The sequence below is a fragment of the Nocardiopsis sinuspersici genome, assembly GCF_001998325.1.
GTDB classification, from domain to species: domain Bacteria; phylum Actinomycetota; class Actinomycetes; order Streptosporangiales; family Streptosporangiaceae; genus Nocardiopsis; species Nocardiopsis sinuspersici.
Genome location: NZ_MCOK01000001.1, coordinates 4,403,482 through 4,422,710, shown reverse-complemented (window position 1 = coordinate 4,422,710; position 19,229 = coordinate 4,403,482). Strand labels below are relative to the sequence as shown.

The 19,229-nt window shown below is 71.0% G+C and carries 18 protein-coding genes and 1 tRNA gene; 6 read left to right on the top strand and 13 right to left on the bottom strand.

All coding sequences use genetic code 11. The features are described 5' to 3' along the window. Window positions 1–18: 18 nt before the first annotated feature. Together NOSIN_RS19105 and NOSIN_RS19100 are read right to left on the bottom strand one after the other, a co-directional pair. Window positions 19–1,962, bottom strand: a complete 1,944-nt coding sequence (locus tag NOSIN_RS19105; protein WP_077692064.1) for a molybdopterin oxidoreductase family protein — start codon at window positions 1,960–1,962, stop codon at window positions 19–21. Window positions 1,963–2,077: 115 nt separating this feature from the next. Further along, window positions 2,078–3,085, bottom strand: coding sequence for a 2-dehydropantoate 2-reductase (locus tag NOSIN_RS19100; RefSeq protein WP_077692063.1), 1,008 nt, complete (start codon window positions 3,083–3,085; stop codon window positions 2,078–2,080). 205 nt (window positions 3,086–3,290) lie between these two features. Between NOSIN_RS19100 and NOSIN_RS19095 the strand changes: the two genes are divergently transcribed. Together NOSIN_RS19095 and NOSIN_RS19090 are read left to right on the top strand one after the other, a co-directional pair. Then, window positions 3,291–4,382, top strand: a complete 1,092-nt coding sequence (locus NOSIN_RS19095) for a molybdopterin-binding protein (protein WP_236743400.1) — start codon at window positions 3,291–3,293, stop codon at window positions 4,380–4,382. A 67-nt stretch (window positions 4,383–4,449) separates the two neighbouring features. Continuing rightward, complete coding sequence (locus NOSIN_RS19090; RefSeq protein ID WP_171986609.1) at window positions 4,450–5,136, top strand: GntR family transcriptional regulator; 687 nt, start codon at window positions 4,450–4,452, stop codon at window positions 5,134–5,136. A gap of 21 nt (window positions 5,137–5,157) precedes the next feature. Here the strand turns inward: NOSIN_RS19090 and NOSIN_RS19085 are convergent, their stop codons facing one another. The 9 genes from NOSIN_RS19085 to NOSIN_RS19045 all read right to left on the bottom strand — a co-directional run bounded on the left by NOSIN_RS19085 (window position 5,158) and on the right by NOSIN_RS19045 (window position 13,592). Continuing rightward, complete coding sequence (locus NOSIN_RS19085; RefSeq protein WP_077692061.1) at window positions 5,158–5,655, bottom strand: DUF2087 domain-containing protein; 498 nt, start codon at window positions 5,653–5,655, stop codon at window positions 5,158–5,160. Between the two features lie 226 nt (window positions 5,656–5,881). After that, window positions 5,882–6,700: an HAD hydrolase family protein gene (locus tag NOSIN_RS19080; RefSeq protein ID WP_077692060.1), complete on the bottom strand. Its 819-nt coding sequence runs from the start codon at window positions 6,698–6,700 to the stop codon at window positions 5,882–5,884. A 44-nt stretch (window positions 6,701–6,744) separates the two neighbouring features. Beyond that, on the bottom strand, window positions 6,745–7,665 hold the full coding sequence (locus NOSIN_RS19075) for an STM4011 family radical SAM protein (RefSeq protein WP_077692059.1): 921 nt from the start codon (window positions 7,663–7,665) through the stop codon (window positions 6,745–6,747). Next, window positions 7,662–9,008, bottom strand: a complete 1,347-nt coding sequence (locus NOSIN_RS19070; RefSeq protein ID WP_077692058.1) for an STM4012 family radical SAM protein — start codon at window positions 9,006–9,008, stop codon at window positions 7,662–7,664. Before NOSIN_RS19070 ends, NOSIN_RS19075 begins: the two co-directional genes overlap by 4 nt. Then, a complete protein-coding gene (locus NOSIN_RS19065; protein ID WP_077692057.1) occupies window positions 9,005–9,865 on the bottom strand; it encodes an STM4013/SEN3800 family hydrolase in 861 nt (286 codons plus the stop codon). The genes NOSIN_RS19070 and NOSIN_RS19065 overlap by 4 nt, the downstream gene beginning before the upstream one ends. Then, entirely contained in the window at window positions 9,862–10,977 is a 1,116-nt protein-coding gene (locus NOSIN_RS19060) for an STM4014 family protein (protein ID WP_077692056.1), read from the bottom strand. The genes NOSIN_RS19065 and NOSIN_RS19060 overlap by 4 nt, the downstream gene beginning before the upstream one ends. Then, entirely contained in the window at window positions 10,974–12,044 is a 1,071-nt protein-coding gene (locus NOSIN_RS19055) for an STM4015 family protein (RefSeq protein ID WP_077692055.1), read from the bottom strand. Before NOSIN_RS19055 ends, NOSIN_RS19060 begins: the two co-directional genes overlap by 4 nt. 79 nt (window positions 12,045–12,123) lie before the next feature. Beyond that, the gene (locus NOSIN_RS19050) at window positions 12,124–13,140 is read right to left on the bottom strand and encodes an STM4015 family protein (protein WP_077692054.1); all 1,017 of its coding nucleotides are present in this window, start codon (window positions 13,138–13,140) and stop codon (window positions 12,124–12,126) included. Next, a complete protein-coding gene (locus tag NOSIN_RS19045; protein WP_077692053.1) occupies window positions 13,119–13,592 on the bottom strand; it encodes a MerR family transcriptional regulator in 474 nt (157 codons plus the stop codon). The genes NOSIN_RS19050 and NOSIN_RS19045 overlap by 22 nt, the downstream gene beginning before the upstream one ends. Before the next feature lie 57 nt (window positions 13,593–13,649). Between NOSIN_RS19045 and NOSIN_RS19040 the strand changes: the two genes are divergently transcribed. From NOSIN_RS19040 to NOSIN_RS19030, 3 genes are all read left to right on the top strand, one after another. Continuing rightward, the gene (locus tag NOSIN_RS19040) at window positions 13,650–14,240 is read left to right on the top strand and encodes a class I SAM-dependent methyltransferase (RefSeq protein ID WP_077692052.1); all 591 of its coding nucleotides are present in this window, start codon (window positions 13,650–13,652) and stop codon (window positions 14,238–14,240) included. 162 nt (window positions 14,241–14,402) lie between these two features. Next, window positions 14,403–15,194 (top strand): class I SAM-dependent methyltransferase, encoded by a 792-nt coding sequence (locus NOSIN_RS19035; protein ID WP_077692051.1) that lies wholly within the window; start codon window positions 14,403–14,405, stop codon window positions 15,192–15,194. A gap of 144 nt (window positions 15,195–15,338) precedes the next feature. Further along, window positions 15,339–16,580 carry a phospholipase D-like domain-containing protein gene (locus NOSIN_RS19030; protein ID WP_077692050.1) on the top strand — a complete coding sequence of 414 codons (1,242 nt, stop codon included), beginning with the start codon at window positions 15,339–15,341 and terminating at the stop codon, window positions 16,578–16,580. A gap of 2 nt (window positions 16,581–16,582) precedes the next feature. On the opposite strand, the gene NOSIN_RS19025 is transcribed toward NOSIN_RS19030, so the two are convergent. Together NOSIN_RS19025 and NOSIN_RS27300 are read right to left on the bottom strand one after the other, a co-directional pair. Further along, a complete protein-coding gene (locus tag NOSIN_RS19025; RefSeq protein ID WP_077692049.1) occupies window positions 16,583–16,801 on the bottom strand; it encodes a calcium-binding protein in 219 nt (72 codons plus the stop codon). 505 nt (window positions 16,802–17,306) lie between these two features. Further along, a tRNA-Arg gene (locus tag NOSIN_RS27300) sits at window positions 17,307–17,411 on the bottom strand. Between the two features lie 177 nt (window positions 17,412–17,588). On the opposite strand from NOSIN_RS27300, the gene NOSIN_RS19020 reads away from it, so the two are divergent. Continuing rightward, a complete protein-coding gene (locus NOSIN_RS19020; protein ID WP_236743399.1) occupies window positions 17,589–18,251 on the top strand; it encodes a DUF2637 domain-containing protein in 663 nt (220 codons plus the stop codon). The last annotated feature ends 978 nt before the right edge of the window (window positions 18,252–19,229 follow it).

Genomic DNA, 19,229 nt, shown 5'->3' with positions numbered 1-19,229 from the left:
ATCCGGGGCGCGCCCGGATCAGCTCGCGGCGGCGCTCACCCGCGCCTCCTCCTCCACCCGTTCGATCCGGACCGCGGCCGCCTTGTACTCGGCCGTGCCGGCGATCGGGTCCGTGGCGTCGATGGTCAGCATCTGGGTGTCCACCTGGTCGGGGAAGTGGAAGGTCATGAACACCAGCCCCGGCCGCATGGCCTCGGTGACCGAGACGGGGGTCAGGACCGAGCCCCGGCGCGAGGTCACGCGCACCGTCTCCCCGTCCTTGACGCCGAGCTTGGCGGCGTCCTCGGGGGACAGGTCCAGCAGCTCGCCCCGGCGCAGGGGGGAGGAGAAGCCGCTGGTCTGCACACCGGTGTTGTAGTCGTCCAGCCGGCGCCCGGTGGTCAGGCGGAACGGGAAGTCCTCGTCCAGCAGGTCCACCGGCGGCGAGTGGCCGACGATGCCGAAGGGCGCGGGTTCGCCGCGCTCCTCCGGGTCCTCGGACCACAGCCGTGAGTGCAGGTAGCTCGGCTCCAGCTCGTCCTCGGAGTAGCAGGGCCACTGGATACCGCTCAGCTCGGCCAGGCGCGCGTAGCTCATGCCCCGGTGCATGGGGGACAGCGAGCGCACCTCGTTCCAGATGTCCTCGGCCGACGGGCGCTCCCACTCCTGCCCCATGCGGTTCGCCAGCTCGCACATGATCTCGATGTCGTCCCGGGCGCCCTCCGGCGGGTCCAGGGCCTTGCGGACCAGTTGGACCCGCCGCTCGCTGTTGGTGAAGGTGCCGTCCGACTCGCACCAGGAGGCGCTGGCCGGGAGCACCACGTCGGCGAGTTCGGCGGTACGGGTCAGGAAGATGTCCTGCACCACGAGGTGGTCCAGCGAACGCAGCCGACCCGTGGTCTTGTGCGTCTCGGGCTCGGACTGGACCGGGTTCTCCCCGATCACGTAGAGCGTCCTGAGCTCCTGGGACTCCATCGACTCGAACATCTGGGTGAGGGTCTTGCCCTTGGTGCCCTGGATCGGCCGCCCCCACAACCGCTCGAACGGGGCGCGCACCTCCGGGTCCAGGATGTCCTGGAACCCGACCAGCCGGTCGGGGATGGCGCCCATGTCGCCACCGCCCTGCACGTTGTTCTGTCCGCGCAGCGGGTTGAGCCCGGCGCCGTGCCGGCCCACGTGGCCGGTCAGCAGCGACAGGTTGATCAGCGCGCGCACGTTGTCGGTCGCGTTGTGGTGCTCGGTGATGCCGAGGGTCCAGCAGAGCTGGGCGCGCTCGGCGCGGGCGTAGGCGTGCGCCATCTCGCGGATGGCCTCCGCGGGCACGCCCGTCTCGGCCTCGGCCGCGGCGAGCGTCCACGGCTCGACCAGTTCGCGGTACTCGTCCAGGCCGGTGGTGGCGCGTTCGACGAAGGTCTCGTTGGCCAGGCCCGCGTGCAGGATCTCCCGGCCGACGGCGTGTGCCAGCGGGATGTCGGTGCCGACGTTGAGCCCGAGCCAGCGGTCGGCCCACTCGGCGGTCGACGTGCGGCGGGGGTCCACGACGAAGAGCTTGGCGCCCCGGTGGACTCCCTTGAGTACGTGCTGGAAGAAGATCGGGTGCGCGAAGCGCGGGTTGCCGCCCCAGATGATGATGAGGTCGGTGTCCTCGATCTCCGTGTAGGAGGAGGTGCCGCCCCCGGACCCGAAGGCGGCGGCCAGCCCGGCGACGCTGGGGGCGTGGCAGGTGCGGTTGCACGAGTCGACGTTGTTGGTGCCGACCACGACGCGGGCGAACTTCTGCGCCATGAAGTTCATCTCGTTGGTGGCCCGGGCGCAGGAGAGCATGCCGAAGGAGTTCGGCCCGTGGCGCTCCACGCCCTGCCGGAATCCGGCGGCGGCGCGGTCGAGGGCCTCGTCCCAGGTGGCCGGGCGCAGTTCGCCGTGCTCGCGCACGAGTGGTCGGGTGAGGCGGTCGAGGGGGGCGGAGAGGTCGTCGGATCGCATGTGGCCTCGCTTGGTGTTCGTGGCCTTCTTCGTGAAGGGCTCGTGGGCGTGGGCGGTTACCACGAACCGTATGGTAAGGATACTGTATACAGTATTTGTGCTAAGGGAGTAGAGGTCAAGAGCCTGCGACCAGGGAGGGAGCGGGGGTGGAGGGCTCGGACACCCTCTGGTTCAGCAGTCCCGCCGTGGCGTCGATCGCGCGGAGCGTCGGCACCGGGACCCCGGTCATGTCGGCCAGCTCCACCACGGCGGACAGGATGACGTCCAGTTCCATGGGGCGCCCCCGCTCCAGGTCGTGCAGGGTGGAGGTGCGGTGGTCGCCGGCCCGCTCGGCGCCCGCCAGCCGCCGCTCGACGGAGATGCTCGTCCGCACGCCCAGCTCGGCCGCCACCTGCAGGGTCTCGTTCATCATGGTGCGGGCCAGCTCCCTGGTCGAGCGGTCGCGGCAGATCTGCACCATGGTCGACCGGGTCAGCGCGCTCAGCGGGTTGAAGACGATGTTGCCCATCAGCTTCACCCAGATGTCCTCGCGCAGGTCGCGTTCGACCGGGCACTTGAGCCCGCCCGCCTCCATCGCCGCGGCCAGGTCGCGACAGCGCGCGGAGTCCGAGCCGTCCGGCTCGCCGATGGAGAAGCGGGTTCCCTCGATGTGCTGGATCACCCCCGGCGCGGCGATCTCGGTGGCCGCGTAGACCACGCACCCGATGGCGCGCTCGACCGGGATCGTCCGGCTCACCGCGCCTCCGGGGTCCACGCTCTCGATCCTCCTGCCCGCGAAGGGGCCCCCGACCCCGTGGAAGTACCACCACGGGATGCCGTTCTGCGCGGCCACGACGGAGGTGGCGGGCCCGAGGAGGGGGCGCAGCAGCGGACCGCATCCGGCGTACTGCTGGGCCTTGAGGCCGAGGATGACGGTGTCGACGGGTCCGATCTCGGTGGGGTCGTCCGTGACATGGGGGCGTGCGGTGAAGTCGCCACGCGGACTCAGCACCCGGACCCCGTTCTCACGTATGGCCCGCAGGTTCTCGTTACGGGCGACGAGGTGGACGTCGGCACCACCGCGGTGCAGCGCGGCGCCCGCGTAGGCACCGATCGCTCCCGCTCCAAGGACGGCGATTCGCATAGGAACTCCTTTCATTTTCCATACTGTATACAGTATGCTTGCGAAGCCGCTCCTTCACACCACGGCAGGGAGAGAAGGAATGTCCGACCTGGGTGCTTCGGAAACTTCTCCGCTTCTTCACGTGAAATCTCGCCCGCGGTCTTCCGTCTCCTGGAAAAGGGCACGGAAGCTGGCGCGGGCGACCGGCGCCGAGGGTGGATCGCCCATGGCCGAGGAGTCGCTCGCCGACGCACTCGGTTCCACCCTCGGCGCCGACCTCGTCTCGGCGGTCGACGTCCCCGTCCTGGACAGTGCTGCGATGGACGGGTACGCGGTGTCCGGAGAGGGCCCCTGGGCCGTCCTGGGCCGGTCGTTCGCCGGGCACCGGGGGCCCGTCGCCCGCCTGCGCCGTGGAGAGGCGGTGGAGATCGCCACGGGTGCCGTCGTACCGGACGGCACCACCGCCGTCCTCCCCCACGAGCGGGCGACGGTGTCCTCGGGAACCGTGTACGGCGGCGCCGAACCCGGGCGGCACGTCCGGCGCCGGGGCGAGACCACCGCGGCCGGATCACTGGTCGCCCACCGGGGGAGCCCCGTCACGCCCGCCCTCCTGGGGCTGGCCGCGAGCCTGGGCCTGGACACCTTGTCCGTACTCCGCCCCCTGGTGCGCGTCCTGGTCACGGGGGACGAGGTCGTGCGCCGGGGGACGCCGCGCCCGGGCGCGGTGCGCGACGCGATCGGACCCGTCCTGCCCGGTCTGGCGGCCTGGGCGGGGGGACGGTGCGCTCCCGCGGTCCCGGTCGCCGACCGGGGACGGGACCTGGCGCGGGAACTGGACGCGGCCGCGGGGTCCGACGTCGTCGCCGTCTGCGGCTCCTCCTCGGCCGGACCCGCCGACCACCTGCGCACGGTGCTGGCCGAGCTCGGCGCGGAGCTCGTCGTCGACGGCGTGTCCTGCCGGCCGGGGCACCCGCAGATGCTGGCGGTGCTGCGCTCGGGCGCCGTGGTCGTGGGGCTGCCGGGCAACCCCGGCGCCGCCCTGGCCGCCGCACTCACCCTGCTCGTCCCGGTACTCAGCGGACGCGCGGGCCGACGTGATCCCGCACACACCGGAGGGCGCGCCCGGTTCGCCGGCACGACCCCGCCGCACGCGTCCGACACCCGTCTGGTGCCGGTGCGCGTCAGCCGGAATCTGGCGGTGGAGCTGCCCGGATCCGGTCCCGCGGACCTGAGCGCCGCCGCCGCGGCGGACGCCCTCGCGGTCCTCCAGCCGGGCCGTGCCCCGGGCCGCGTCGAACTCGTGGAGCTGCCGAGGTGACCCACATCCCCGCTGTGCTTTGTACACTGTCTACAAAGACCGCCCACCTGGATTCTGGAGACTTCCTATGTCCTCGCAGGGGTTGAGTACCGTCGCAGGGCGTATCCAGCGTCCGGTACCACTGCGTGAAGCCGTGTACGAGGCCATCCTCGACCTGATCACCACACGTTCCCTCTCACCCGGCCAGCACCTGGTCGAGACGGAGCTGGCCCAGAACCTGGGCGTCTCCCGCCAACCCGTCCGGGAGGCGATGCAGCGACTCAGCAACGAGGGGTGGGTGGACCTGAGGCCCGGCTACGGCGCGTTCGTGCACACGCCCACCGAGAGCGAGGCCGACCAGCTCCTGGCCGTCCGCGCCCTGCTGGAGACCGAGTCGGCCCGGCTGGCGGCCGAGAACGCCTCGGCCGAGCAGGTCGGGTTGCTGCGCGAGCTGATCTCCGCCGGACGCGCGGCGACCGAGCGCGCCGACACCGACGCGGTCGTCCAGACCAACGCCGACTTCCACCGCACCGTCACCGAGGCCTCGGGCAACCGGGTGCTCGCCGAGCTGGCCGCGCAGGTCGACCGCCGGGTCCGCTGGTACTACGCTCCGGTCGCCCGCGTCCGCGGCGCCGCCTCCTGGGACGAGCACGCCCAGCTCGTCGACGTCATCGAGGAGGGGAACGCGGCCGAGGCGCTGAGGCTGATGAGCGAGCACACCGAGCGCACCCGGCGTACCTACCACGAGCAGGTGGACGACCTCCACACGTCCTGACCCCGGCGGAGCGGCCGGGTGTCAGGCGCCTGGGACCCGGTACACGCTCCCCTCGTCGTTACGGGTCAGGTACCCCTCGTCCACGAGGTGGCGGTGCATCGACGACGGGTCGTCGCAGCAGGACAGCAGCGCGGCGTTGACCTGTTTCTCGGTGTACTTCACGCCGGGGGCGAAGAACCGGCCGGTGACGCGCTCGAACACCCCGCGCCGCAGTTCGCGTCTGGCGGGAAGAGCGGTCAGTCGGCCGCCGTGGAACAGGGAGTCCACCGGGTCCCGGTCGATGGGCCGGTGCTCCTCCAGGGCGGTGGCGAACACCGCCGGATCGGCCACCACGCGGTCGCCGTCCTCGCGTACCAGGCCGGCGTCCGCCAGCCGGGCCAGGCGCTTGCGCTCCCTGGACCCGCCCGCGCGGGCCTCCTCGGCGGGCACGCCGTCGGAGCCCGCGTGGACCACGCGGGCGTAGAGCGCCAGGCGGGCGGGATCGGCCAGGGCCGAGACGATCTGGGTGGGATGCGGCACGGTGCTCCTTGTCTTTTCTGGGGCTCCGCTTCGCCCGCCCGTCACCCTCCCACCACCCTCAACGGACGCCCGCGGCGCGGAGCCCTCCTTGTTCGGGCGCCCTGTAGGCGGGAACCCTCGGATCCTCCAGAACCCCGTCGGCGCCCGAACGGCACCCCTCATGGGCTGAGGAGGCTTCTCCTCGTATGGACCCTAGAGGGAGCACCGGCCGCGCGGCCACGGGTTTTCAGCCTTCGGCGAGCAGCCGTTCGACCACCCTGGCCACGCCGTCCTCGTTGCTGGCGGGGGCCGTCAGCAGCCCCAGCGCCGGGTCGAGCAGATCCGGGTGCCCGCTGGCCATGGCGTACCCCGCACCGGCCCAGGACAGGGCGGACAGGTCGTTGGGCATGTCGCCGAAGGCCACCACCTCCTCGGCGGAGACACCCCACCGCTCGCAGACCATCGCGAGCGTGCTGCCCTTGCTCACCCCCGGGGCGCTCAGCTCCAGCAGGCCGAAACCGCCCGAGTAGGTGACCTCCGCCAGCGGGCCGACCACCTCCAGGGCTGCCTCGTGCAGCACGTGCACCGGGATGTCGCGGGAGCGCACGAGCAGCTTGGTGACCGGTGAGGCCCGGCTGAGCAGGGCGTCGGGGGTCTCCAGCACCTCGCGTACCCAGTCGCGGGGCACCCACGGCTCCAGGTGGTATCCGGCGTCGTGGAAGAAGTCGGTGCCGGTCTCGACGCCGAAGCCGATCCCCTCCAGCGCGCCGCGCAGCTTCTCGACCACCGTGCTGGCGGTCTCCAGGTCGATCGCGCGCACCAGGGGGTCGGAGTCGGGCACGTGGGCGAGGGCGCCGTTGCCGCAGAGCACGGCGGCGCAGGTGAGCTGTTCGGCGATGTGCTGGGTGGTGCGGGGCGGACGCGCGGTGGAGACGACCACCCTGACGCCCGCCTCCGCGGCGGCGGCCAGGGCCCGCCGGTTGCGTTCGGAGACGAGCCCCTCCCTTCCCAGGAGGGTGCCGTCGAGGTCGGTCGCGATAACCCGGGGAAAGACCATGGTGCGCATTATGTCGGTTGCCTGAGACCTTCTGAAGGGGTTTTCGCCCGCCGTCACACGAGCGGGAGCGTGGTCACCGGTCCCGCGGGGATCCGTTCCACCACCCCTCCCCGGAACACGTCGTACAGGTCCAGCGATTCCAGGTGGACGTAGCCGATGTGGCAGTCGCAGCTGGTCAGCGGGCACGCGCGCGGACCGAGCCGGGGGGCGAACGAACCGTCGTAGAGGTTGCCCAGCGGCGTGTCCACGAAGTGGCAGCGGCGCACGTTCCCGTCCCCGTCCACGGACAGCACACTGTCACCGGTACGACAGGGCAGTCCCCGGCTGGGATGGGGCCGGCGGCTGTAGTGGAAGTGCGGGTCCAGGGCCTGCCACTCGGCGGCCTCCGCGTCGGTGTAGGTCCGCCCCTCCGAGGCGTTCACCCACAGGTACACCTCCCCGGGCAGGTCGGCGCGCATCCGCCGGGCCGCCTCCAGGTGCTCGGGCTCGCCGACCACGCCGACGCTGAACCGCACCCCCATCCCGGCCAGCTCGCGCGCCTTGGCGAGGAAGCGCTCGTGGGACACCTGCCCGGGGTGGTAGGTGGTCCACAGCGCGGCGGTGGACAGGTCGCAGTCGGCCAGCCAGCCCGCGCGTCCGCTCAGGTTGGTCTGGATGGCCACGCGGTCCACGTGGGGCAGGTGGCTGAGCCGGGTGATCGCCCTCCGGTACCAGGACCGCACCAGCCCCTCGCCCCACGGGGTGAACAGCACCGAGAACCGCGTGCCCGGGTGCTCGGCCTCCTGCCCCGCCACCCAGTCGGTGAACCGCTCCAGCGCGGCCCGGTCGGCGCGCAGCGTCTCGGGGCCGTCGCGCCGCTTGGCGAAGGGGCAGTACGGGCAGTCGTAGTCGCAGCTGGCCAGCGGTCCCCGGTAGAGCAGGGTCAGGTGCGGTGGGAGCGTCGTGCCGGAGGGCGCCGGTGCCACCGCGCTCACCGGGCCTCGTAGTCGGCCATCAGCGCCCTCACCCCGGCGGAGAAGAACATCGGCCCGATCGCGTCGGAGTGCGCGAGCCCCTCCGGGGCCAGCCGGACCAGGTCCGGTGCGCCCCCGCGCTCCAGCCATCCGCGCTCGTCGAGGGCCGCGAAGATCCCGGGGAAGTCCTGGCGGGGGTGGGAGCCGAACCGCTCGGCGTAGGCCGCCGTGTCCATCCCCTCCGCCCGCAGCAGCGACTGGAGCAGGTGGCGGCGCCGCCGCTCGTCCTCGTCCAGGTGGAAGCCCACCTCCGCGCGGGTGAAGTCGGCCCGGTCGCGGTCCACGTAGTCGGCGATGATCGACCGCACCCCGCCCACTCCCACGGCGTAGTCGAACGAGTAGTGCGCACCGGCCGTGTACGACCGGGCGCCGCAGCCCAGCCCCACCATGCCGTCGGTCTGGCAGCAGTGGTCGGGGTCCGCCGCGGCCGGGGCGTCCGCGCGCCGGAACATGCGCATGGACACCTGCTCGTAGCCGCGTTCGAGCAGGTGGTCGCGGCCCTGCCGGTACAGGCTGAGACGGTGGTCGTCCCACTCGCGGGCGCGGCGGCCCAGCCCCGTGAGCGGGCGCACGTACAGCGGGTACAGGTACACCTCCTCCGGCGCCCACTCCAGCGCGGTGTCCAGCGAGTGGGCCCAGGTGCGGGCGTCCTGCCGCTCGATGCCGTAGATGAGGTCGACGTTGAGGTCGGCGGAGGCGTGCTCGCGGATCGCGGCCAGCGCCCGGTCCACCTCGGCGCGCTTCTGCGGGCGCCCGGCCGCGTGGGCCTCGGAGTCGAGGAAGCTCTGTACGCCCATGCTGATCCGCGTGGCGCCGCGCGCGTCGAGCACCCGCAGCCGGTCGGGGGTGGCCGTGGCCGGTGAGGTCTCCACCGACACCGGGATCCGCGACAGGTCCACCCCGAACGCTCGCTCGGTGAGGTCGTAGACCCGTGTGAGCTCCTCGGCGGTCAGGTACGTGGGAGTGCCCCCGCCCAGGGCGGCCCGCGCGAACCGCGCGCCCTCCGGCAGGACCTCGGCCACCGCCTCCGCCTGCCGCTCCAGGGCGCCCAGGTAGGCGGTGACCTGCTCGGCCGGGGGAGTGGAGCGGGTGAACAGGTTGCAGAACCCGCAGCGCATCTCACAGAAGGGGATGTGCGTGTACAGGGACAGTGCGTCGACGTCCTCGCCGCGCCACAGGTCGGCGAGCGGGGGACGGTTCTCGAAGGGCCGGTAGGCGCTCTTGTGCGGGTAGGCGTAGACGTAGGACTGGTACGGGGAGTCGGCGCGTACCGGTTCTGCGCGCGGGGTGAGTGCGGTGGTCACGCGATCGCCTCCTGGGCGTCGACGGGTGCGGTGCGCTCCAGGGGCAGGAACGCGTGGGCGTAGGGGACCGTCCACACGGTCTCGTGGCCGATGCGGTGGCCGGTGTGGCCGTCCTCGCCGTAGGCGGTGCCGTGGTCGGAGCACACGATGGCGAAGCAGGGGCGGCGGGCCGACATCGCCGCCAGCAGCGGCGGCAGGTGCCGGTCCACGTACTCCAGCGCGGCCGCGTGGCTCTCCCGGCTGTCCCCGTCCTCCCTGGTGGCCCCGGGCAGGTGGAACCAGTTGGGCTGGTGCAGCGCCGACACGTTGAGCAGCAGGAACAGCGGCTGGTCCGCGGGCCGCTCCCCCGCGATCCGGGCCGCGCACGCCACCTGGTTCTCGAAGGAGTGCGGGTCGGCCACGCCGAACGACTCCTCCCAGTGGCTCTCGGCGAACATGTCGGGGAGGACCGAGCCCACCGCCGAACGCCGGTTGAAGAAGCCCGTGCCCCCGACGCACGCCGTGTGGTACCCGGCCCGGGCCAGTCCCGAGGCCAGGTCGGGGGTGTCGAAGGTCCAGGTGTGCGGCGCGGTGGACACGCTGCCCGGGAAGGCGGCGGCGAACAGGCGCGGGTGCGGACCGGGTGCGGCGGGCGTGGGCAGGAAGCCGGCCAGCATCGCCAGGTGGGAGGCGTAGGTGAAGCTCGCGGGGGCGTGCCTGCGCTCCCACCGCCCTCCCGGCAGCAGCCGGGCGAGGTTGGGCGTGCGGCCCGACTCGGCCAGCTCGGCGGCCACGTCGTACCGGAGGGTGTCCAGGGTGAGCAGCAGGATGTCGTGCGTGCCCACCACGGCGTTCATGTCGGGTTCGGTGCTGTTCATACTCTCTCGGGTCCGGGAACGGGGAACCGGCCGGTGGCCAGGGCGTGCAACTGCTCGGCGTAGGTGTCGCGGCCCTCGTGCAGCACTCCGGGGATGAGGTCGCCGAAGGCGTTGACCTCGCACACGGCGAACTCCCGCCACCCGGGAAGGGCCAGCAGGTCCACCCCGGCGTGCAGGGTGCGGGGGAAGCACGCGGCGGCGGACTCGGCGGTGGCCAGCGCCTCCGCCCACGCGTGCGGGCCGACCGACTCCCGCAGGGCCTCCAGGTCGCCCCGGGCGTTGCCCAGGTGCAGGTTGGTCATGGGCGAGGTGGACGAGCGCACCACGACGTGCGTGGCGCGGCCCGCGACCACCACCACGCGCAGGTCCACGGCCCTGCCGTCGAACCCCGCCTTGGGCACCCACCGCTCCACGTGCAGGCCGTCCGGGGCGAGCGCGTCCACCACCGTCGCGACCTCCTCCTCCCGGGTGTAGGTGCGCAGCCGCAGGCTGTTGTACAGCTCCACGGACCCGTCGGCGCCCCGGACCAGGTCGGCGGAGGTCACCGCCCTGACCCGTCCGCCGGACGCGGTGGCCAGCGCCACCACCCCCGAGGCGGAGGAGCCGTGCGCGGGCTTGACGAACACCCTGGACCAGCGGTGCGCGTCCATCGCCGCGCGCAGCGACGCGTAGTCCGTGACCGGCCCGGGCAGGGCGGGCGCCACCGGGATCCCGGCCGCCGTCAGGCGCGCGTGGCAGCGCCTCTTGTCGCACATGTCCACCAGGTCGGCGGTCTCCTGGAGCAGGTGCGCGCCGGGGGTGGCGGCCACCGCCGTCGCGAGCCGGTCCAGCGCCGCGCGGAACCCGGCGTGCTGGTCGGCGGTGCCCTCGGCCCGGTAGAGGTCGGGGGCGTGCCTCCAGCCGCGCAGCAGGCGCTCGGTCTCCACGTCGCCGCCGGGGGAGTCCACCCGGACCAGGGCGTCCCCGGGCAGTGTCACCGGCCCGGTGGCCAGGTCGTGCCACGGCACGATCACGGGTTCGGGCAGGCCGGCGGCCCGGACCGCCTCGCCGAACAGGTCCAGGCGCCGGTTTCCGGGGACCCCCACCACGGCCAGCGGGCGCTCCGGGGTCATTCCGCGACCGCCGTGTAGTAGTGGACCTCGCCGCCGTAGGTGTTCGGTTCCCGCGGGCCGGACAGGTCGACCTCCACGCCGGGCAGGGCGGCGCGGACGCGTTCGCGCATGTCCTCGGACAGGAAGTGGTGGTGCAGGTCCAGGCGGCGCAGTCCCCGGAAGGCCGGGGCGGCCTCGATCAGGGCCTGTGCGCCCTCGTCGGTGAGGTCGCCCAGGGACAGGTCGAGGACCTCCAGTGAGGGCAGGACGGGTGCCTGCGCCAACACGGGGATCCAGTCGTCGATGCCCTCGGTGTTGCGCACACCCAGTGAGCACAGTTCGGGGAAGGCCTTCCCGGACAGGACGGGTCCGAGGTCCTCCGGAGTGGTCTCGCCGCCGTACTCCTCCGCCCCCAGCCACAGCTCCAGGTGTTCCAGCACGGGCAGGCCGGAGGCGCACACGTCCCTGACCACCTCGGGGCGCAGCGCCCCGCTCTGGACGGTGAGGCTGCGCAGCGACCGGTGCTCGCGGATGTGCAGGCTCAGGTCACCGCTGCCGCCGCGCACGACGAGCTCCTCCAGGTTCGGCAGCGCGGTCACCAGGGGTGCCAGGTCGCACAGGTTGATCCAGGAGATCTCGTTCTCCTCCTGCACGACCTCGCCGAAGAACAGCGATCGCAACCCGGTGAGCCGCGGTGCCAGTCCGAGTAGCGCTTCGGCGGCCTTTTCGACCTCCGTCCCGTGGTCCTCGTCCGGCATGTTGCCGACCGTCAGCGCCGTTACCGCGGACAGGTCCACCTCCTCGGCGAACCGGGCTGTGTAGCTGGCGGTGCCCTCCAAGGGCTGGTCCTGAAAGAACCTGCCAGGCCGGTACGGCGGTACATCACGAGGTTCGTCCCTCCGCAGTCGCCAGGCGACCGACCCGGGATCTGCCAATGCGGCTTCCAGGGCCGCGTGCGGCGGATAGGGGTCGGGGATGGGGATGCCCCTACGGACCATGTTCTGGTAGACGTCGTCCACGGTGTCGTAGCCGGGGAACTCGACCACGGGCAGGCCCGCGAACTCGGTGACGTGGTGGGTGTTCGGCAACGGGGGCTCCTACCTGGGGGCTTTGGGGCGGACACATGTCTAACAGCCCGAGACGACATGTCCGCCGCCGGAGGAGGGGCTACTCCGAGACCGCCGTGTAGTAGTGGACCTCGTCGTGGTGGGTGTCCGGTTCCAGGCGCTCGGACAGGTCGACCTCCACCCCGGCGTCGGTGAGCACCCGGCGGACCTCGCCCGCGGCCTCCTCGGACAGGTAGTGGTGGTGCAGGTCCAGGCGCCGGAGGCCGCGGAACACCGGTGCTTCGAGCAGGGGCGCGACGTCCTCGTCGCGCAGGACGCCCAGGGACAGGTCCAGGGTGTGCAGCCGTGCGGTGACCGGGGCCTTCGCGAGTGCCCGCACCCACGCGCCGGTGTGCTCGGCGTTGCGCAGCCCCAGGGACCGCAGTCCGGGGAAGGCCCTTCCGGACAGGACGGGTCCGAGGTCCTCGGGGGCGGTGTCGCCCCCGTAGTCCTCCACCCCCAGCCACAGCTCCAGGTGCTCCAGTTCCGGCAGGCGGGACGAGGCGACCTGACGCGCGAGCCTCCCGGGCAGACCTCCGCCCTGGAGGGTGAGGCCGCGCAGCCCCGGGTGCTCCAGCGACTCCAGGCTCAGGCGGCCGGTGCCGCGCGCCGCGAACCCGGTCAACCGCGGGTAGGCGGCCACCAGGGGGGAGAGGTCTCCGTGCCTGATCCACGACGCCTCGCACTCCTCCGCGAACAGGTCCGCGTAGAAGAGGAAGCGCAGGCCGGACAGGCGCGGGGCGATCTCCACGAAGGCGTCGCGGACCTCGTCGGAGGACTCCACCCTGAAGGCGTCCACCAGGCTGCCGACCACGACGGCGCTGACCGCGGCCGGGTCGGACACGAACCCGGTGAAACCGGTGAGGTAGTCCAGGGACGACCACTGGTCGCCCTCGTCATAGCCGTACCCGTACCGGGTCAGCCGCCAGGCCACCGAACCGGGGTCGGCGAGGCCGTCCAGTTCCGGGGGCCGGTGACGGGACGCCGGGTCGTCCCCCGACCGTGTCAGGCGGCGGGCCTCCATGTAGTCGGCGACGGGCAGACCGGCGAAGTCGGTCAGGTGGTCGTAGAAGGCCAAGGTGACTCCCAGAGGCTCGGGGAACGCGTGCGCCCATGCGTAGCAGCGCACTCCGACATCGCCGTCTCCTCCAGCATCGCCCTCATGGTCGGGCACTTCAGGAAGTCCCCGGACTCGCAGGCCACGACGTGCGCCACCATCTCGCGTGCGGACCGCAGCCGCTCCAGGCGCTCGTCCAGTCCGGCCAGGTGCTCGGTCAGGAGGGCGCGTCGCGCCGCACCGTCCGACGCTCCGACCACCTCGCGGATCTGCGCCAGGCTGAACCCGGCCTCCTGCGCGCGCAGCACCAGAGCCACCTGGAGCTGGTGCTCCGGCGTGTAGCGGCGCTGCCCTCCGGAGCGCCGGGCCGGCTCCAGCACACCGGCCGCCTCCCAGTGCCGCAGGACGTGGGTGGCCAACCCGAACGGCTCGGCCAGCTCGCCGATGGACAGTTCCCGCTCTCTTGACTTCATGTGGACATTAACTTCCAGACTGGAGTTCCGGTCAAGGAGCGAAGCGGGGAGGGCGTCATGGACGAGCGGACCGAGCGGGTGCGCGGCCAGTGGGACCAGATGGCGAGGGGGTACGACCGGGGGGAGCGGATACAGCGGCTCGTGCTCGGCGGTACCCGCGCCCGGCTGTGCGGAAGGGCCCGCGGCAGGGTCCTGGACGTGGCCGTGGGTACCGGGCACAACCTGCCGTACTACCCGGAGGACGTGGAGGTCACCGGAGTGGACCTGAGCCCCGGCATGCTGGCGAAGGCCAGGTCGCGGGCCGCCGGGCTGGCCGCGGAGGTCGACCTCCGGGAGGGCGACGCCCAGGACCTGCCCTTCGGCGACGGGGAGTTCGACACCGTGGTGTGCGCGCTCGCCCTGTGCACCATCCCCGACCAGTACCGCGCCCTGTCCGAGATGCGCCGGGTCCTGCGGCCGGGCGGGCTCCTGCTGCTGGTCGACCACGTCGAGTACACCCGCTGGCCCCTCCGGCGGAGGGAGGCGCGCAAGGACCGTCCCCGGCGTCTGCCGAGGCACGTCGCCGTCGACGCGGGCTTCACGGTCGACCACCACGACCGGATGGCGCTGGGATTCATCGAGCGCGTGGTCGCCCACCGGGACGCCTGAGGCCGGGTGCCGGGGCCGGACACACGGGAGCGGTGGCCTCTCGGAATCCGGCCCTGCTTTCCCCGGCCACCAGGCTGTCCGAAAATCGCTCAACAGGGCTGTGCCGGGCCTTCTCCGGCGCTGCTACGGGACTTCGCGCGGGCGCGGTGTGACAGTGTTCCCATGGCTACGCACAGCGAACTGCGAGACTTCTGGGAGCGCCGCCTCGAAGGCGACTGGACCGAGAGCGGCGTCGGCTACCGGGCCCTGGGCCGCTCCTTCAACACGTGGATGTACCGGGTACGCGAGGAGGTGTTCCTGCGCGAGGTCTCCCGGATGGACCCGGGCGGGGCCAGCGTCCTCGACGTGGGCAGCGGCACCGGCTTCTACACGCGCCTGTGGGAGCGGCTGGGAGTCGGCGACATCACCGGGTGCGACATGACCGACGCGGCCGTGGAGCGCCTGCGCGGCAGATTCCCCGACCACCGGTTCGTCCGCCAGGACGCCGCGGACCTCGACGCCTTCGACGTCGACTCCTTCGACGCGGTCTCCTGCATGGACGTGCTCTTCCACATCACCGACGACGGGCGCTACACCAGCGCGTTCGGCGAGTTCGCCCGGGTGCTGCGCCCCGGCGGCCTCCTCGTGATCTCCGAGAACTGCCTCCAGCGCCCCGAACAGCGCGGCGAGCACCAGGTCAACCGCACCCTGGAGTGGATCGCGGGCACCGCCGACAAGGCCGGATTCGACATGGTGCGCCGCGTGCCCATGCTCATGCTGATGAACGCCCAGGTGGACGCTCCGGCGGCGTGGCGCAAGGTGTGGGGCGGGGCCCTGCGCGCGGTCACCCTGACCGAGCCGACCGGCTGGCTGGCGGGCGCCGCCCTGTACCCGCTGGAGCGGCGCCTGGTCAGAGGCCGCCGGGAGGGCCCAACCACGGAACTGGTGGCGTTCCGCCTCCGTGGACAGGGGTAGGGGACCGCGTAGAGGTGACACAGGAGGACTGTGCCGACCCCTGGTGCGTGTCCCCGGTTACGGTTGACGTCCACTCCGCATCGGAGAGGAAGGCCTCAGGACCGGGGACTTCGGCACCGCGGACGTCCTGATCGGGAGGCGACTGTGCGACGCTCCACCATCACGTCGGTGGTCAAATGGGGACTCGTGGGGCTGGTGACCACCCAGATCGCCGTGGTGGCCACCCTCATGGGGGTCCACCACTGGCGCAGGAAGGTACGGCCGCGCCGGGCGCGCTTCCCCCGTACCGCCCCGGTCGAGCTGCCGGTCGGCGACAACGGGAACACCGCCACCGTGTACACCTACGGCGAGGACCTGTTCCAGGACATGATCGCGGCGATCCGGGGTGCCCGGCGCCGGGTCCTCTTCGAGTCCTACATCATCAAGGACGACCGGGTGGGCCGCGAGTTCAAGAGGGAGCTCATCGACGCCGCCGAGCGGGGCGTCGAGGTGTACGTGGTCTACGACGGCTTCGCGAACCTGGTGGTGCCCCGGTCCTTCTTCCGCTTCCCGCCCAGCGTCCACGTGGTCCGGTACCCGGCGTTCCGGCCGGGCGTGCTGCTGTTGAACATCCGCAAGTCCGGCCGGGACCACCGCAAGATCCTGACCGTCGACGGCGAGGTGGGGTTCGTCGGCGGGTACAACGTCGGGTCGCTGTACGCCACCGAGTGGCGCGACACCCACCTTCGGGTGTCCGGTTCGGCGGTGTGGGCGCTGGAGAACGCCTTCAGCGACTTCTGGAACATGAACCGCCTGCCCCACCAGCCCGAGCTGGAGGGGCTGGGAGAGTCCGACTGGGACGCGCACTTCCGTGTGCACCGCAACGTGCCCGAGCTGCTCATCTACCCGATCCGGGCGATGTTCCTGGAGGCGATCGACCGGGCCAAGGACAGGGTGCTGTTCACCCAGGCCTACTTCATGCCCGACCGGGAGTTCCAGCGCGTTCTGGTCGATGCCGCCGAACGGGGGGTGGAGGTCGACATCCTCCTCCCGGAGGAGTCCAACCACGTCGTCGCCGACTGGATATCCCGCAGCCAGTACGCGGTGCTGCTGCGTGGCGGAGTGCGTCTGTGGCTCTACCAGAACGCCATGGTGCACGCCAAGACGGCGACGGTGGACGGCAAGTGGTCCACGATCGGTACCGCGAACGTGGACCGGCTGAGCCTGACGGGCAACTACGAGATCAACGTGGAGATCTTCGACGAGACCGTGGCGAAGCACATGGAGGAGATCTTCGCCAACGACCTCACCAACTGCCGGGAGCTGACCAGGGAGGAGTGGCAGCACCGTCCGCTCGCCGCGAAGCTCGGCGAGTGCCTGCTGGCGCCCTGGCGCCCGTTCCTGTGAGCTCAGGTTCCGCGGCTCTCGGGCGGCGGGCCCAGGCGTTTGGGGAAGAACGGGTCCGGCTCCGTCTTGCGGGGCCGGGGCCCGCCCCAGTGCTGGGGGCCCGGGTGCGGTGTGCGGTGGAGCGCCCCGGCGATCGCGGACGGTGATCCGCCCCGCTGCCTGTTGAGCGGCCTGTCCGGTCCCCCGTGCTGTTCGTCCTGGGCGTGCTCCGCGTGCGTCATCCGAGTGGCCTCCCCCGACCGGTCCGTACTCCGGTTCCATGATCGGCCGACTTCTCTCCGCTGTCATGGCGACACGGTGGGAAGGCGGCCACGGAAGGGACGGCTCGCAGGCTCAGGGCCGGTCATGACGCCGCCGCCCTCCCCGTGTCCGCCGGATCCGTGTCCGTCCGCCTCACCGGTCCGACCACGGCGGGGTGTTCCGTTCCGGGGCCCGCGGTGCGCTCAGGGGGCGCGGTGTGCTCAAGGCGTGCAGGCGGCGACTGCTGCTTCGCACGGCGCAAGGGCGTCCGGGACGACGCCGGCCTCGAAGGGTGCGTCTCCTCGGCCACTCGCGGACGTCGCGGACCGCCCGCCACGTCCGCGCAGGCGGCGAACTCACACCAGGAGCGGCGGACCGGGTGGGGGAAAGCACGGTGGGAATGACCCGGCAACCGCGGCCACAACCGCGGGCGGATCAGCGACCCGGGGTCTCTCGTTCGAGAGAAACCCCGGGTCACAGGGGCGGCCCCAGCAGGATTCGAACCTGCGACACCCGCTTTAGGAGAGCGGGCGAGCATGGTTCACGAACGTTCATCGCGGTTCTGACCTGTGGTCGCGTACTTCCTCGTACCCCTGCGACCGAAGGTGAACTGAGACCAGAACTGAGACCGGGGAAGGGTCACGCCTGGTCTGTCGGGCTCATCGCAAGCGTCTCGGAAACTCTGCAGCCGTTGTCCTTCCTGGAGGGCGGTGGTCGGGGATGAGGGCCTCTCGTTGGTCCCGCTGGACCACCATCGCCGCCGTACTGATGCTGGCCGTGATCGCCGCGGTGGTGTCCTACTCGCACATGTACGAACTCGCGCTGCGCCACGGCGAGCCAGAGTGGCGGGCTGCTTTGTTCCCGTTGTCGGTGGACGGGATGATCGTCGGCGCCTCGATGACGCTGTTGAGCGATGCCCGCAACGGCCGCAAGGGCGGCTTGCTGCCCTGGACGCTGTTGATCATCGGTTCCGGAGCCTCCCTGGCGGCCAACGTCGCGGTGGCCGACCCCACGATGTGGTCGCGGATCATCCATGCCTGGCCGAGCTTCGCATTGATCGGTGCGTACGAGCTGCTCATGCGTGAGTTCCGCACGACGGCGAGGAGCGTACGCAGTGCTGACGCGGTGCGCACGCATCCTGAAGGCGGGAAGGACACCTTGGCCAAGGTGTCCGAGTCCTTCTCGGCGGAGCAGCAGGAGCGGAGGCATCTGCATGTCGTCAAGGCGGAGGAAACGGCCCCGAACACATCGAGCGAGGCGGAAGGCGAACGGCCTCCTCCCAAGGTGCAGCGGGATGCCTGGAAGTGGGCGCTGGAGAACCGGCGGCCGGATGGTTCGCTGCCGACCGGCGAGCAGATCGCGGAGCACTTCGGCCGCAAGCCCCGCTGGGGACGGCTGATCAAACAGCAAGGACAGCAAACACGCTCTTAGACCAGCCGTCTGCGGCGACATCTACCGTGCCAAGCTAGATGTACTTGGCTGCCCTGGATGAGGTGGACTTCATCTCCTCCATCGCCAGCATCGGCGTGGACAGCTTCATGCATGGGCTCTCGACGGCACAGCTATCTAGCGGCCTCAGATTTCATGCAGCTCCTCTGGCTGACTGCGCTGGTCGATAGCCAGTTCGCCGCACTGCCCTGTGTAGACCAGCTTGAAATGACTGGAGGCATGGGATGGATTGCGCATTTTGAGGACATCTGTCAATGGAAATTGATGTAAATTTCTTGGTGCCGTACCCCCACTATCGGGTTGGCGGGGGTACGGAAACCTGTATCGTCAAGATGTTGGACCTGTTGGGGTCCAATATTGTCCAACTTGGTTGGATTTTGGATCGAATTGGATCGTTGGGTAGTAAATTTGGACAGGGTTGGAGCAAGTCATCCTGCGGCAGAGAATGACTGGATGAGTGGTGAGGCACGTAGCGGCCTTCCCAGACTCTAGACGGGCCTCACCACCTGGCCCCGGTTCCTGAGGCTAGGGCCGGGCTAGCTTTGCAGCCAGTCGCTCAACACGCGAACCAGCAGCTCGAAGCACCTCCAAAAATCTGGACGGTGCCACCAGCCGTCATATTTCCTCGAACTCATAGCGTTCCCTTCGTGCCGGGATGACAAGGATGCCAACGGCTCCCGGCGACCATCGGCAGCTGCGCGTGGTCGCCAATCAATCGGGGCTCTGCGTTCGAGGACGAAATCAGGTTACCTTCATGTCGGCCTTGCGTGAGGTCTCCGATTGGCTTTGAGGCGTGCCAGGGTCAACCTCTGAGAACTGTAGAAATTCAGAATTGTGCAGGGTTGCAGCACAATTTAGCCAAATATGGCGGACATATTGGCGTAAAGTGGGCATGCACTTGAAGCTTTCTGGAATCCACGAAGTGACTTAGATCACAAGAATTGCAAGGTGGGGTTCGGC